At 61.0% G+C, this 13,608-nt stretch carries 17 protein-coding genes; 9 read left to right on the top strand and 8 right to left on the bottom strand.

The features are described from left to right. Positions 1-97 precede the first annotated feature (97 nt). Together ABIE18_RS11415 and ABIE18_RS11410 are read left to right on the top strand one after the other, a co-directional pair. On the top strand, positions 98-340 hold the full coding sequence (locus ABIE18_RS11415; protein WP_499722886.1) for a hypothetical protein: 243 nt from the start codon (positions 98-100) through the stop codon (positions 338-340). Positions 341-348: 8 nt separating this feature from the next. Then, a complete protein-coding gene (locus ABIE18_RS11410; protein WP_499722884.1) occupies positions 349-897 on the top strand; it encodes a DUF488 domain-containing protein in 549 nt (182 codons plus the stop codon). Between the two features lie 14 nt (positions 898-911). On the opposite strand, the gene ABIE18_RS11405 is transcribed toward ABIE18_RS11410, so the two are convergent. Beyond that, a complete protein-coding gene (locus tag ABIE18_RS11405) occupies positions 912-1,196 on the bottom strand; it encodes a hypothetical protein (RefSeq protein WP_499722883.1) in 285 nt (94 codons plus the stop codon). A 58-nt stretch (positions 1,197-1,254) separates the two neighbouring features. Here ABIE18_RS11405 and ABIE18_RS11400 point away from each other — a divergent pair, with 58 nt between their 5' ends. Further along, complete coding sequence (locus ABIE18_RS11400) at positions 1,255-1,866, top strand: glyoxalase (RefSeq protein WP_499722882.1); 612 nt, start codon at positions 1,255-1,257, stop codon at positions 1,864-1,866. Between the two features lie 109 nt (positions 1,867-1,975). Here ABIE18_RS11400 and ABIE18_RS11395 read toward each other — a convergent pair whose 3' ends face one another. The 3 genes from ABIE18_RS11395 to ABIE18_RS11385 form a co-directional block, all read right to left on the bottom strand. Then, positions 1,976-2,218, bottom strand: a complete 243-nt coding sequence (locus ABIE18_RS11395) for a DUF6458 family protein (RefSeq protein WP_223934973.1) — start codon at positions 2,216-2,218, stop codon at positions 1,976-1,978. A gap of 145 nt (positions 2,219-2,363) precedes the next feature. Continuing rightward, positions 2,364-3,269 carry an SDR family oxidoreductase gene (locus ABIE18_RS11390; RefSeq protein ID WP_499722881.1) on the bottom strand — a complete coding sequence of 302 codons (906 nt, stop codon included), beginning with the start codon at positions 3,267-3,269 and terminating at the stop codon, positions 2,364-2,366. A 152-nt stretch (positions 3,270-3,421) separates the two neighbouring features. Further along, on the bottom strand, positions 3,422-4,480 hold the full coding sequence (locus ABIE18_RS11385; RefSeq protein WP_499722879.1) for an NAD(P)-dependent alcohol dehydrogenase: 1,059 nt from the start codon (positions 4,478-4,480) through the stop codon (positions 3,422-3,424). 94 nt (positions 4,481-4,574) lie between these two features. Here ABIE18_RS11385 and ABIE18_RS11380 point away from each other — a divergent pair, with 94 nt between their 5' ends. After that, positions 4,575-5,252 carry a TetR/AcrR family transcriptional regulator C-terminal domain-containing protein gene (locus ABIE18_RS11380; RefSeq protein WP_499722878.1) on the top strand — a complete coding sequence of 226 codons (678 nt, stop codon included), beginning with the start codon at positions 4,575-4,577 and terminating at the stop codon, positions 5,250-5,252. An 83-nt stretch (positions 5,253-5,335) separates the two neighbouring features. Further along, positions 5,336-7,252: a glycoside hydrolase family 15 protein gene (locus tag ABIE18_RS11375; RefSeq protein WP_499722877.1), complete on the top strand. Its 1,917-nt coding sequence runs from the start codon at positions 5,336-5,338 to the stop codon at positions 7,250-7,252. A 12-nt stretch (positions 7,253-7,264) separates the two neighbouring features. On the opposite strand, the gene ABIE18_RS11370 is transcribed toward ABIE18_RS11375, so the two are convergent. Then, a complete protein-coding gene (locus ABIE18_RS11370) occupies positions 7,265-7,486 on the bottom strand; it encodes a hypothetical protein (protein WP_431117145.1) in 222 nt (73 codons plus the stop codon). Positions 7,487-7,607: 121 nt separating this feature from the next. Further along, complete coding sequence (locus tag ABIE18_RS11365) at positions 7,608-8,438, bottom strand: DUF2382 domain-containing protein (protein ID WP_499722875.1); 831 nt, start codon at positions 8,436-8,438, stop codon at positions 7,608-7,610. A gap of 327 nt (positions 8,439-8,765) precedes the next feature. On the opposite strand from ABIE18_RS11365, the gene ABIE18_RS11360 reads away from it, so the two are divergent. Next, complete coding sequence (locus ABIE18_RS11360; protein WP_499722873.1) at positions 8,766-9,986, top strand: MFS transporter; 1,221 nt, start codon at positions 8,766-8,768, stop codon at positions 9,984-9,986. Here the strand turns inward: ABIE18_RS11360 and ABIE18_RS11355 are convergent. Beyond that, entirely contained in the window at positions 9,950-10,846 is an 897-nt protein-coding gene (locus tag ABIE18_RS11355) for a helix-turn-helix transcriptional regulator (protein WP_499722872.1), read from the bottom strand. The genes ABIE18_RS11360 and ABIE18_RS11355 overlap by 37 nt on opposite strands. A gap of 179 nt (positions 10,847-11,025) precedes the next feature. Between ABIE18_RS11355 and ABIE18_RS11350 the strand changes: the two genes are divergently transcribed. The 3 genes from ABIE18_RS11350 (at position 11,026) to ABIE18_RS11340 (ending at position 12,684) form a co-directional block, all read left to right on the top strand. Continuing rightward, positions 11,026-11,490, top strand: a complete 465-nt coding sequence (locus tag ABIE18_RS11350; RefSeq protein ID WP_499722870.1) for a DUF8821 family protein — start codon at positions 11,026-11,028, stop codon at positions 11,488-11,490. A 124-nt stretch (positions 11,491-11,614) separates the two neighbouring features. Beyond that, positions 11,615-12,175, top strand: coding sequence for a hypothetical protein (locus tag ABIE18_RS11345; protein ID WP_499722868.1), 561 nt, complete (start codon positions 11,615-11,617; stop codon positions 12,173-12,175). Positions 12,176-12,177: 2 nt separating this feature from the next. After that, positions 12,178-12,684 (top strand): hypothetical protein, encoded by a 507-nt coding sequence (locus ABIE18_RS11340; RefSeq protein ID WP_499722867.1) that lies wholly within the window; start codon positions 12,178-12,180, stop codon positions 12,682-12,684. 15 nt (positions 12,685-12,699) lie between these two features. On the opposite strand, the gene ABIE18_RS11335 is transcribed toward ABIE18_RS11340, so the two are convergent. Next, the gene (locus tag ABIE18_RS11335; RefSeq protein WP_499722866.1) at positions 12,700-13,512 is read right to left on the bottom strand and encodes a polyprenol monophosphomannose synthase; all 813 of its coding nucleotides are present in this window, start codon (positions 13,510-13,512) and stop codon (positions 12,700-12,702) included. Positions 13,513-13,608 lie beyond the last annotated feature (96 nt).

Here is a 13,608-nt window from a genome sequence, read left to right as displayed (position 1 = left end):
ACTCAGCGAATCTTATTGACATCGTGCATGCAAGTTTCTGTATGCTCAAGTGAGTCAAGCAGCAGGCGCCTTTCGCTCCGCTGCCCTGGAGGTCAGCTTGGCTCTCACACTTGTTGGCTCCAGACTCGTGACCACCGAAGCCTGCCGGGTCAACGCAATTACACTGACTGCGAGAGTAACGCTGGCCACCGACGGCTGGTTTGAACTTCGCGTCATTCAAATACCAGGGCTGGTGCTCCACGTTTCCCGGCTGGAAGAGGCGGCACAGGCCGTGCTCGACGCCGCAACCACCTCGAGCGGACGGAAGCAGGAAGAGTTTGACGTCCAGTTCCAATGCTGAGCAAGCCGATGCCGAACGAGCAGAAACTGCTGACTGTTGGGCATGGCGCCACACCCCAGGCCGACTTTGAGGACCTTTTGCACGCCGCCGGCGTGGAGTCGTTGGTGGACGTTCGGATTGGCCCGGGAAGCCGGAAATACCCTCACTTCGGAAGAAACCACATGGAGGAATGGCTGCCCGCTGCCGGAATTGCTTATCGCTGGGAACAGCGACTGGGTGGGTTCCGGAAGCTTCCACCCAGCTCCCCCGATACATCCCTGCGCAACGACTCATTCAGGGCCTACGCGGCGTACATGCGTACAGTTGAGTTCACCGCGGCCCTGAGTCAGCTTTTGGCGGATGCGGCTGCCGAAAAGACCGCGATCATGTGCAGCGAAACGCTCTGGTGGCGTTGCCATCGCCGTCTCATCGCAGATCATTGCGTCCTGCTGGACTTACAGCCCGTCAGTCATCTCATGCCAGGAGCCAAGCTGGTCCCCCACGTCCCTACGGCCGGAGTGAGGGCGCACCGGGGGCACCTGCAGTACGACCTCCCCGTGGACGAGTCGGTGGGTTAGGTCGGTGGGTTGGGTCAGCGGGCCTCGATCCGGCTCCGCAGTTGCTGTGCGAAGTCGGGGTAAGCTGCCGCAATCTCTTCCAGATCAACCGTCTGAGGGAAGTCGATCACGGGTTGGTGCTCGGCAAGAAAGTTGGCCGCTTCTTCAGTAATAAGCTGCCCATCCTGGCCGTCCAGCCTGGCATCAGTCAGGAATTCCGGAGTGATCCGAAAGACGGATTCCCCGGTCTGCCCTTCGGATGCCCAGCGGACCAAGTACTCATCCTGGTTTACGAGTTCTACATCGAATGACTTCTCCATGCCAGCAGCCTACGTGGTGTTCAGCCGTGACCACTGGTTCTTCACTAGGATGACTGACATGGCAGCCATCGAATCTGTAATTCTCGAGGTCCCTCCCACTACTCAGGTGGCGGAGGCCTTCTACACTGACGTTTTCAGCATGGGCGGCAGGGTTCAGGTACGTTCATCCGAGGCGCCGGCCACCGGCTTTCGCGGATTTGCGATGTCGCTTGTCGTCTCCCAGCCAGCCACCGTAAACAGCCTTATGGATAACGCCCGCGACGCCGGCGCGACAGTCATCAAGCAGGCCGCCAAATCCCTGTGGGGGTACGGCGGAGTCCTCCAGGCTCCAGACGGCACCATCTGGACAGTCGCCTCCTCGTCCAAGAAGGACAGCGGCCCGGCCGATCCGCAGATTGATGCGATGGTGCTCCAACTGGGAGTCGCGAATGTGGCTGCCAGCAAGCAGTTCTATCTCGACCGAGGCCTCATCTTGGCCAAGAGTTTCGGAAGCCGGTACGTCGAGTTTGATACCGGCCCCATCAAGCTGACGCTCAACAAACGTGGCGCGCTGGCCAAGACCGCCGGCGTATCACCCGAGGGAACCGGGTCGCACCGGCTCCTCATCAGCGGCGATGCAGGCACCTTCACCGACCCTGACGGATTCGCCTGGGAAGCACCGCTGGGCTGAAACTCACGACGGCGACCTTCCGTCAGAGCTTTTGCGCCCGGACCGCACGCAAGAAAACGCACGACGGCGACCTCCGCCGTCGTGCGTTTTTGCCTTGCTTCAGAGAGAGCTAAACCTCGGGACGCGGACGCCGGTCGATGATGGTCTCTGGAGCATCACGCCGCTCCACGACATGGTCCGTACGGCGGGTGCGGCTTGCCATGATGATGGAAATGATCAGGCCCAATACGCCTACAGCCATCAGGATGTAGCCGATCAGGACTTGGTCCACGAAGGGGATGAGTCCGGGGGCAAGCGCAAAGGCCAGAATCGCTCCAATGGCGATCAGTGCTATGGAAGAACCTATTCTCATGTCGTGCTCCTCTCACTTCCGACCGGCCCGCGAACGGGTGATCACGGAACTGCGTCGATATCGTAAGCATACTTCTCAATTCGCGACACACGAAAGATTGTGCCCGTCATTGTTTGCTTACCATGCGGGCCGGACTGGCCACCGATCAGTGCCCGAAACTCGTCGCGAACCGCGCGATGGCCTCCTCGGGAGTGGGTGGCGGACCAAAAACTTCAGCTTGCCGGCTCGTGTTGGCAACGTATCGACCCGTCTCGAACCAAGCCGACATGCTTGCCATGTCACTTACCAGTGGGACGAAGCGCGAGGTGACTTTGCCCAAACCCTTGAGTACCGGCGTTGGAACGGCCATGATCTTGATGTCCTTGCCGTCCGCCTCGCCATGTTTGGACAGGAGGCCCGCCGCTTCTGACATGCTGACGGGTCGGGTCCAGCCGATGTCGATTCGTTCGCCATCAACAACGTCCGCCTCCACGGCATCCGCAAGATAACCCGCGAGGTCGCTGGTGAGGACGAAAGTCAGCGGGGTGTCCTTGGAGCCGATCCACATGACGCGCCCCTTCGCCAAAGGATCGCCACCCATCCCAGCAGTCTGGTCAAAGAACGCACCCGGACGAAGCGCAACGAAAGGGACGCCCAGCTGCTCGAACGTATCCTCGGCCTGCTTCTTGTGCCAAAAGTGCGGAACTTGGGGTGTCAGATCACATGTGAGGATGCTGATGAGAACAAACCTGGGAACGCCTGTTTGTTTGGCGGCGACGGCCAGGTTGCTGTTGCCAAACGTGTCGATAGCGTTGGCGTTCTTGTCGTTCCGCGTGTATCCGGCCGCAGTCGAAATTACCCCTGCTACGCCTGTCATCGCATGGATCAAGGACGCCACATCAAGCATGTCGCCTCGAACAATCTCGACACCTTTGGCTTCGAGTTTGCCCGCGTTGGATTTTGCCCGGACAAGCGCCCTGACGCTCTTGCCACGCTTGAGAAGTGCATCAACCACCTGACTGCCAAGGTAGCCGGTGCCACCGACCACGAGGACGGGCTTCTCTTCAGCCATGATTTGCTCCTTGGACTCGCCGGGTTCGCTCCCAAGAACAGTCGTAGCATGCCCCGCTGCGTTGATTCTAGACTTCACGCAAACGCACGACGGCGACCTGCCGCCGTCGTGCGTTGACCCCTCACCGACCATGCCCCTTGGTGACCACCCGGTCAGATGGTGATGGCGATCTTCCCGCGTGTTTTGCCGGCGTCGAAGTAACGCATGGCTTCTGGAACGCGGTCAAGGGGGTAGCTTCGGTCGATAGCCGGGACGATGCTTCCGGCTTGGAGGAGCCCGGCGAGGTACTCGAGGTCCTCCGCACGCTCCGTGCCAACAATCATGGTCAGCTTTTGACTAATGAACGGGGACAGTGCCAGTGCCCGGAACTGCCTGTCCATGCCACCAGTTAGCGGTCCGCCCTCTTCCCCGCCCGTAAGGACTGCCGTTCCGCTGTGGGTGAGCGCCCGGCGAAGGCGCTTCAGGCTGGGGTTTCCCGCGAGATCGATGATCACGTCATAGTGCTCAGACCCGTCCGCGAAGTCCTGCTTGGCGTAATCGATCACGTGGTCGGCGCCGAGGGACTTCACATGGTCCACTTTGCCGCTGCTGCAAGCCCCGGTAACTTCAGCTCCTGCGGCCTTAGCGAATTGCACTGCGTAGCCGCCAACCCCGCCGGAGGCGCCAGTGATCAGCACCTTGAGGCCTTTCGCGGTTTGCCCTGCCGGTGTCCCGACTTCTATCCCACCTGCACGGAGCGCCTGAAGGGCGGTGCAGGCTGAAACGGGAACCACTCCGGCTTGCTCGAAGCTGATGCTTGCAGGTTTGAGGGCGAGGTGGTCTTCCCCGGCTAGTGCATACTCGGCGAAGGAACCCTTTCCCACGCCGAAAACGTGGTCACCGTCCGCGAAGCGGGTTACTTCCGGCCCAACCGCTTCGACGGTCCCGGCGACGTCGAGCCCAGGTACTGGATTCTTGGGGCCCCGGAACCCAAAGGCCAAACGCAGGGCGTAAGGCTTCCCGGCCATGATGTGCCAGGTCCCACGGTCCAGCCCTGCAGCGTGGACGCGGACCAGCACCTCGTTGCCCGCCACCTCGGGCCTGGGGATGCGCGCCAGACGAAAGACGTCGGCGGAGCCGTAGGCATCCTGCACGACGGCCCGCATGGTGTCTTCCGATGTGGGTGCCACGTTGGATGCAGACGTTTCCTTGGCTTGCTGACCAGTGGTCATGGCCGTTCCTTTCAGGAGTTCAGCTACTTTTCGTACGCTGTACTAAAGACGCGACCGTACAATGTACCAAAACGGAACACCCAAAGGAGATCCAGTGTCAGCCGTCAACCCGGAGCGCCTTCCTCTTAGCCGCGAAAGGGTTCTCACATGCGCTGTGGAACTCGCAGACGAATCGGGGATATCCGCGCTGACCATCCGCTCCCTCGCGCAAAGCATGGGCACCAAGCCCATGTCCTTGTACTACTACGTGGCCAACAAGGACGAGATCCTGGACGGCATCGTGGACATGGTGTTCAGCGAAGTTCAGTTGCCCTCGCCTTCCGGGAACTGGCGGGACGAAATGCACAGTCGGGCACACGCCATGCGCGCAGCCCTCACCCGGCATCCGTGGGCGGTGGGGCTGCTGGAAAGCCGTTCCTCCCCTGGCCCCGCAACACTCCGACACCACGAGGCGATGCTGGCCACCTTGCGGGAAGCAGGATTTTCGATCCAACTGACCGCCCACGCGTACGCAGCGCTGGACAGCTACATCTACGGCTTCGCCCTCCAGGAAGCAGCCCTGCCGTTTGAAGGCCGGGATACAGCAGCCGAAATCACCACCCCCATCATGGAGCGATTCTCAACCGGGGAATACCCGCGCATGGTGGAGATCGCCGTCGAGCATGTCCTCAAACCCGGCTACGACTTCGGCGACGAATTCGACTTTGGACTGAACCTGATTCTTGACGGCCTCAGCCGATTGATGGGTGATGGCGGTGCACCAGCCGAATAACCGCCGCATCCGTTGAGGTGCGTGAGGCAAAAGGGTACGGTCAGGGCATACTCGACGCCGCCTGATTTTAAGGATCTGATGCCATGGCCAGAATTGAGGACTATGCGATCATCGGGGACTTGAACACGGCCGCCCTGGTGGCGCGCGACGGATCCATCGATTGGATGTGCCTGCCCCGTTTCGACTCTCCCGCGTGCTTCGCCGCCTTATTGCATAACCCTGAAGCTGGCCGATGGCTCCTGGCGCCCGCAGATGCAGCGGGCCGAAACGGCGGAAACTGCACTCGGCGCCGTTATCGTCCAGACACCCTGATCCTGGAAACGGAATGGGAAGTGGACGGCGGCGCGGTACGTGTCACCGACTTCATGCCCGTCCGCGATGACGCCGTGGACCTCGTGCGGATCGTGGAAGGCCTGTCCGGCGAGGTGGCCATGCGCGGCGAGTTGATTCTCCGTTTCGACTACGGTCGCGTGGTGCCGTGGGTGCGTCACACCAAGCACGGAATCAGCGCCGTGGCGGGGCCCGATTCCGCCTATCTCACGACGCCCGCTCCTCTAAAGGGCCAGGACATGCGCACGGTTAGTGAGTTCAGCGTCCGCGCCGGGGAACGCATCCCCTTCGTGCTTCGCTGGGCACCAAGCCATGAGCCGGAGCCCCGGCGTATCGATGCAGCCAAAGCATTTCACGCCACGGAATCCTTCTGGCGCGAGTGGATTGACCAAAGCGAAATGGAGGGCAAGTACAAGGACCCGGTGGAGCGATCCCTGATTACCCTCAAGGCGCTGACCTACGCCCCCACGGGCGGCATCGTTGCGGCTGCGACAACGTCCCTTCCCGAGCAACTGGGCGGTTCCCGCAATTGGGACTACCGCTATTGCTGGCTGCGCGATGCAACACTGACCCTGCAGTCGTTGCTTGCCGCCGGATACACGGAAGAAGCAGCAGCCTGGCGGGAATGGCTGCTGCGTGCTGTGGCGGGCGATCCTTCCGAGCTGCAGATCGTTTACGGCCTGGACGGCGCCCGAAGATTGCCGGAGGCAGAGATCCCGTGGCTTTCGGGCTACGAAAATTCCCGGCCAGTCCGCACCGGGAACGCCGCAGCCCCCCAGTTGCAATTAGACGTTTGGGGCGAAGTGTTGGACGGACTCTCGCTGACAAGGGCAGCTTCCCCGCCGGGCACCGTGGACACGTCCTGGGACATTCAAGTGGCGTTGATGGAGTACCTGGAAGGGGCTTGGGACCAACCGGATAACGGGCTGTGGGAGATGCGCGGCCCCCGCCGGCATTTCACGCATTCCAAAGTCATGGCATGGGTAGCTGCGGATCGCATGGTCAAAGCCGTAAGAACTTCGGGATTGCCCGGCCCCGCGGACCGCTGGGCGGCGCTTCGCAGGCAAATCCACTCAGAGGTCATGACGCAGGGGTTCGATGAAGAGCTCAACAGCTTTGTCCAGTCCTACGGCAGTAAGGAACTGGACGCCAGCCTGCTCCTCATCCCCCGGGTTGGCTTTTTGGGGCACCGCCATCCACGAGTTGCGGGCACTGTGAAAGCCATCCAGGAAGGGCTGACCGATGATGGTCTGGTGCTGCGCTATCGAACCGAGTCCGGCCATGACGGCCTGCCTGGCGATGAGGGAGTCTTCCTTGCGTGCTCGTTCTGGCTGGTGGATGCGCTGCTGGGCATTGGCCACGCCGGCCAGGCAACCGCACTGTTCGAGCGGCTATTGACGCTCCGAAACGATGTTGGGCTGCTCAGCGAGGAATGGGATCCCGGAACCCAGCGACAACTCGGCAACACTCCGCAAGCGTTCAGCCACTTTCCCCTGATCCACTGCGCCCTGCAGCTCCATCACGGCGAAGCCCATGGCAGTGACACGCCGCTGCGCAGACCGAAACACCCGGAGCAAGGTACTGACCAGCTCCCCCAACAGGCCATCTCTGAAAGCGGCCCGGGGACGGATCATCCGGCGCCCAGAAAGCACCCCGAAACCAGCCGCTGAAAAGCGGCGCAGTCACGATTCCGTTTTTTGATCGTCCGGATCCGCGGCTTCAGCCTTGTGCTTGGCTTCCTCCAGGTGTTGATCGAGCTTGCGCTCGGCCTCCCGCCGACGCTGGCCGATGGTCCTCATCTGCTGTGTGGTCGGAGATCCAGCATCGGTATCCTGCCACTGATCGCGTTCCTCTGACCCTGCGCCCGAGGGCACGCCAGGGCCCTTCTTCTCTTCATCGCCCATAAGGAAATCGTCCCATCGCCTGGGCTTCTGCGGTAGGACCAGCTGGCTGGATAAAGGCCCGACGGCGGCCTCCCGCCGTCGGGCGTTTCACCCCTCAGTGGTGCGGCAGCTGCCGCACGCTTCAGCGGCGGGTATCGCGCGTGCCTTCAGTTTCAATGTTTTCCTTACGGACTTCCTCATTGACGGGGACTTCATCCGTGACGGTGTCCTTTTCCAAGCGCACGCGCTCCACAGGGACGGTTTCCTTATCCACTACCGGCCGCTCTTCGTGAAGCGTGACCTCATGCTCGCTTTCTGTGAGGTCAGGGCCGGACATGGCGTCTCCCTTATTGGCATCCGTGATCGGCTCACGCTCAAGGCGGACTTCCTCGCGCTCGACAGGCACGGTGGTAGTCACATTTTCGGTGGTGATGTACTTGCGAAGACGCGCCCGTCCGGCCGCAGTCCTTTCCGTCCCGACGTTGAGCCGCTCCTCAGAACGGGTCATGGCATCGCCGCCCGCGCGCGCCGTTCCGGCGGTGTCAACGTCCATGCCGCCGACGCTGTCCACTCCGGCCCTCGTGCCCACTCCGGCGCTTGTGTCCACTCCGGTGCTTCGGTTCCCGTAGTCATGCTGACCCTGGAAGGCGCCCCGGTCCTGGATGCTGTAGTGCTTGTAAAGCCGTTCCTCCTCGTCCGGGTCGAGGTGACCATCTTCGGCCACGCGGGGAGCGTCCTTGATGTGGTCCTTGCTGTAGGGAACCAGGACGTCGTCGCCCTCAACAGTGGCTCCCTCCAAGGGAATGAACGATTCAGAAGTGCCGAAAAGACCGGTTTTGACTGTTACCCATGTTGGCTCCCCCGTGTCGTCATCGGTGTAGAACGTGCCGATTGACCCAACCTTGTCCCCCTCCGTGGTCCGAACGTTTCCGTTGAGGCCCATCAGACGGTCAATGTTCTCCCTGGCGAGCATGATGTCTCCTTGGAATCTGATTGTGTTGCAGTTGGTGCCCAGCGGCCTGCATCACCGGGCGTGGGTTCCGGGATCATGACGGGGAATGGATTCAACCCGCTGACTTGGCGGAACAGCAATACATAAGCATGCTTACTATTTCTTTGGCAAGACCCAATCGAAGATTCGCCTGCGCAGTAAGATGTCCTGATCCGCTCCGACGATCCGAACGGCGTCCTGCAGTTCGGACGCCATCATCTGCATGTTTAGCGGACCGAAAAGAGTCCCTCGGAGAACCTCCATCAACCGGGACTCCCTCAGGCTGAATGCCTGTGATGGTCTGGAACCATGACCACTGATACTTGGCGCCCACCAACAACCCGTCGCCTGCCGCTTGTTACCTACGTGCTTGCCGCGGGTGTGTTCCTCATGGGCACCACAGAATTCGTGGTGGCCGGGATCCTTCCAGAGATCGCCCAGGACCTGGGTATCACGGTAGGAAATGCCGGGTTGATGATTACCGTCTTCGCGGTTGGCATGATCGTTGGAACGCCCACCATGTCGATCCTCACCCTCAAGATGCCGCGACGCGTCACGCTTGGCCTCGCGTTGGTGGTTTTCGCCGTTGGACACGTCATCGTTGCCCTTACCACCGACTTCGCAGTGATACTCGGGGCCCGGTTCCTTACGGCCCTGGCCACCGGAGCCTTCTGGGCCGTCGCCGCCGTCGTGGGTGCGAAGGCGGCTGGTGCCGCTTCCGCCTCCCGCGCGTTGGGGGTAGTCCTGGGTGGTGGCATGCTCGCCAACGTGATCGGTGTTCCGTTGGGAGCGTTTGCCGGCCAGTCGATCGGTTGGCGAGGCCCTTTCTGGATCCTCACAATCCTGGCACTCGTGGCGGCGTTGGTTGTTTACCGTTTGGTCGGCGTCGACCCTTCCTCTGGCCCCATCCCCTCAGTTCGGGCCGAGATCGCGAGCATGCGTGACGCCAGGGTTTGGCTTGTTCTTGCAGGCTGCGCAATAGTGTGTGGATCATCCCTTGCGGCCTACAGTTTCATCTCTCCGCTCCTGACACAGAACACGGGCATGGGAGCAGCAGCAGTTCCGCTGGTTCTCGTGGTCTATGGCGTCGGAGCGTTCATCGGTTCCAACCTCGGGGGCCATTTTGGCGCGCACCGCCCATTTGTGGCGCTGTTCGTCTCGGCAGCAATGACGTTTCCAGTGCTCGGGGCTCTCTGCCTGCTCTCAGGCAACCCCGTGCTGACGGTGATCCTCATCTTCTTGCTGGGCCTGTTCGGCATGGCAACCAACCCCATCCTCATAGGCAAAGCAGTCGGGTATGCCCGCCACGCACCCACGCTCGCCTCCGCCCTCAGCACATCCTCGTTCAACCTCGGCACCGCAGTGGGCTCGTGGATCGCAGGCTTTGCACTCGAGTCCGCGCTCGGTGCCACGGGCCCGGTGCTGGTGGGTACGTGCATAGCGGCACTGTATTTTCTCCCGCTCACCATCCTGTTGCGGAAAGAACGGTCACCTCAGCCGTCCGAGGCAGCCCTCTCGGGCTCAGCCTGAGCTGCGGTGCCATACTCGCTGGCAGCCCACGAAGCGAGCAACTGCAGGCGCTCCGCCGAAGGCGACCCCGGTTCCGCACTGTAGATCGTCAGGGTCAGGCCAGGCTCAGCAGCCATTTCCAACCCTTCATAAGCGAGCGTCAGCTCGCCCACAACCGGGTGATTGAACGTCTTGAAACCAGTCCCATGGTGGCGTACGTTGTGCGCGCCCCAGCGTTTCCGGAATTCATCGCTGCGGGTACCCAACTCACCGATGAGGTCATGAAGTTCTTTGTTGTGCGGGTCGCGACCGGCTTCGGTCCGCAGGATGGACACAGTCACCTCGGCGAACGCATCCCAATCCGGATAAAAAACGTGGGCGCGTTCATCCAAGAACGTGAAGCGCGCGATGTTCGGCGGTTCGCCAGGCATGTCGTAACAGTCCTTGTAGAACGCCCGCGCCAAGGGATTAACCGCCAGCAGATCCATCCGGCCGTTACGAACGAACGCCGGACCGGCGGTCACAGCATCCAGCGCCCATTGCAGGCTCTGATGCGGAACGTAGGACTTGGAGTTGCGCCGCCGTGGCGGGCGGGCCACGGGACTGGCCGCATGGGCGAGGTCGAATAAGTGGGCCCGCTCGGCGTCATACAGGCACAACGCCCTGGCGATGCTCTCAAGAACCTGCGGGGAAGCTCCGCTGATCGCGCCACGCTCAAGGCGCGTGTAATACTCCACGCTCAACCCGGCAAGCGTAGCCACTTCACTACGCCGCAAGCCTTTCACCCGGCGATTGGTCCCAGTGGGCAGTCCAACCTGCTCAGGGGCAACATGGGCACGCCGTGAGATCAGGAATTCGCGGACCTCCGCTCGATTATCCATTGCTCCACGCTAGGCGAAGCAGGTATCAGGAGGGAGTCCCTCCTGATACCTGCTTCGCTTAACGCACGACGGCGACCTCCCGCCGTCGTGCGTTTTCCTCACCCAATTCCTCGCCTCAACACCGCGGTGTCGGTGTGGAACGTTAGGGTTGGTCCCAAGACATCTGACGAGGAGAGCAATTGCCGTACATCGTTGACTTCAAGAATGTTTCTACCGAGGGTCTGGAGTCCTCTCCGGTTGCCGAGGCCCTCGCAGGGTTGCGCGCCAACGAGGCCCGTTATTACAAGAACAAATACGACCATGACTTCACCGTGAGTCCCGCCAGTGAGGTGCCGGAAGTCGTGGATCGGGTGAGCCGGATCCTGAAGGAAGAGCGCGACATCGTCATCGATTCCCGCCCCTTGGAGGCGACGGCCTTCGAAGTGGACGGTTTGCGGATGGATTACGTGTTCTACGAGTCCGGGCTTTCCATCAACGTCATGTACAGCATCGAGGACGGCGGCAAGCGGGCGGTCGGTTTTAAGCTCACTGAGGGCATGGACGTTCCAGCAGAACTGGAATCGCGCTTCAAGTTCGCCCGTCAGAAGTCCAAGCTGGCAGGGGTAATCCGGGGGTCGTACTTCGTGATCAAGGGCCAGTACTGACCGCAGGCTGCGACTACGGGCCCTATGCCAACGGGCGGGGACCCTCTATTCTCTTGACATGGGCGTTTGGGGAGCGTTGTGCCGCACCAAACCTGGTTGCAGCAGCATCGGGCGCAGGTGACGCATGGATCCCCGCAACAAGGCTCCTTCCCCGGACAATTACGCCGCATTCCTCGCAAGGTTGGACGCGGCAACCACAAGCCTGAGCACCCGGGCGAGGGCCCTTGACAAGGCGCTGTCGGCGATCTCGCTGCTCTTGGGACGGTATCAACGGGCCCTTCGGGGCTGGGAACGGAGACTGGTCCGCGTCAATGAGGAACTGGCCCGGCACTCCGGCGAGCCGCAGACGTCGGAGGCCCTCCATGAGCTCCAACGAACTGCCGTTCAGATGGGGTCTATGCACAGGGCACAGGTCCTGCGGCTCACGGAGAAACTGTCAATCATGCAGGGGCGACGCGACGCCATCGGCCGATCGCTCCTGGAGCTTGAAGTCAGCAGAGCCAAACTGGATACGTCCCGGAGGTTGTCACAGGACCGCGAAAACCTGAGCAGAGCCCTCTACGAGCTTGCTGGTACCGGCGGTGGCGCCTCGAAGATCCCCGATCTGGGATTGCGGAACGATCTTAGGGAAGCACGCGAGGCAGTAATTCTGGCCGAGGCACTCCTCGAAGTGAAGGGATCCTGACCATGGAAAACGCGTCCGACGCTGTTGAAATCGTGCGCTGGGTGAGGAAACCAGGCGACAAACCCATCATCAAATTCGTCACTTTCACCATCCTTGCTGTGATCCTGTGGCTGATCCTGATGATCTTCATGCCTGCCCTGAGAAGCGTTGGCCCAGCCTCGATATTCACGGCCGTGTTCGCAGCGATCCTTACCATTCCAACGGTCGCCGCCCAGAGGAGCCTGCTGCGCGGCTTGGCAAAACGGATCAACGACACCCTCACGGAGTTAACAGGCAGCTCCGACGACAAGATCTCCACAAAGCAGCTACGGAAATTGATCAAGAGCGGTGAGCAGCTCCCACTGCTGATCAACGGTGTTCCCGGTTTGCGGCTGCACGTGAAAGGGGTCGCAAGTGCCAAGGAAGACGGCTCCGAGAAACTCCTCGCGGTCATCAGCGTTGCTCCGGTGAGCAGTGGAACTGCCAGCTTTGACCGGCTGCTTGAGGCGGCGCTGTACGGAGGTCGGTAGGGCGGGGCTGGCTGGCTAGCTCTTGGGAACTAGCACGGGACTATCCCGTTTCAGGCGAAGCTTCCAGGGTGTGAGCGCAGATTCAAGCTGCTCCCGGAGATTCATTTTGGAAGCCCCCTCCACGCGTTCTTCAAAATGAATGGGTACCTCGGTGATCTCGAGGCCCCGCTGAGCGGCCCTGTAGTTCATCTCGACTTGGAAGGAATAGCCATCACTCTTGATCGTTGAGACGTCAATAAGGCCGAGGGCTAAAGTACTCCAAGCCTTAAACCCGGCCGTGCAGTCCTTCACTTTCAACCCGAGGATCACACTCACATAGAAGTTGGCCCAAGCGGAGAGGGCCTTTCGATGCCATGGCCATTCCGACGCCGTGGAGCCGCCGGCAACATAACGCGAGCCGATAACAACATCGGCATTCTCGTTCAGAATCTTGTCGATCATTGTGGGGATTGCTGCCACCGGATGGGATAAATCAGCGTCCATTTGGATGACAATTTCTGCATCTTGTGCCATCGCCCGGGTCATCCCAGCCACATATGCTCGGCCCAAGCCATCCTTCTCGTCCCGATGCAGCACGGAAACGGCGCCATTCGATTTCTTTGCCAACCTGTCTGCGACCTCCCCTGTCCCATCCGGGGAACTGTCATCGACAATGAGCACGTGCAGATTCGGAATGCCCAGTGAATCAAGCTGCGACGTCAGCAGCGGAAGATTCTCCCGTTCATTGTAAGTAGGTACGACAACGGTGATTTTTGGCGCTGTAGTGGTCAAAATGTGGGTCCCCAATTCGGCTTCAGAAAACGCCCGGATCGGTGCTGAACTGCACATGTCCGGGCCGGGTCAGTCTATTGACATCTCCTGGCAATCTGAAACCGGGCCGCACGCCAATCCGTGGGCCATCAATCGCCGATTCCGCACACATGG

It is taken from the genome of Arthrobacter sp. 2762 (assembly GCF_040548745.1).
Taxonomy (GTDB): Bacteria; Actinomycetota; Actinomycetes; order Actinomycetales; family Micrococcaceae; genus Arthrobacter.
The sequence above is the reverse complement of the archived record's forward strand: the minus strand, read 5'-3'. Positions and strand labels throughout refer to the sequence as shown.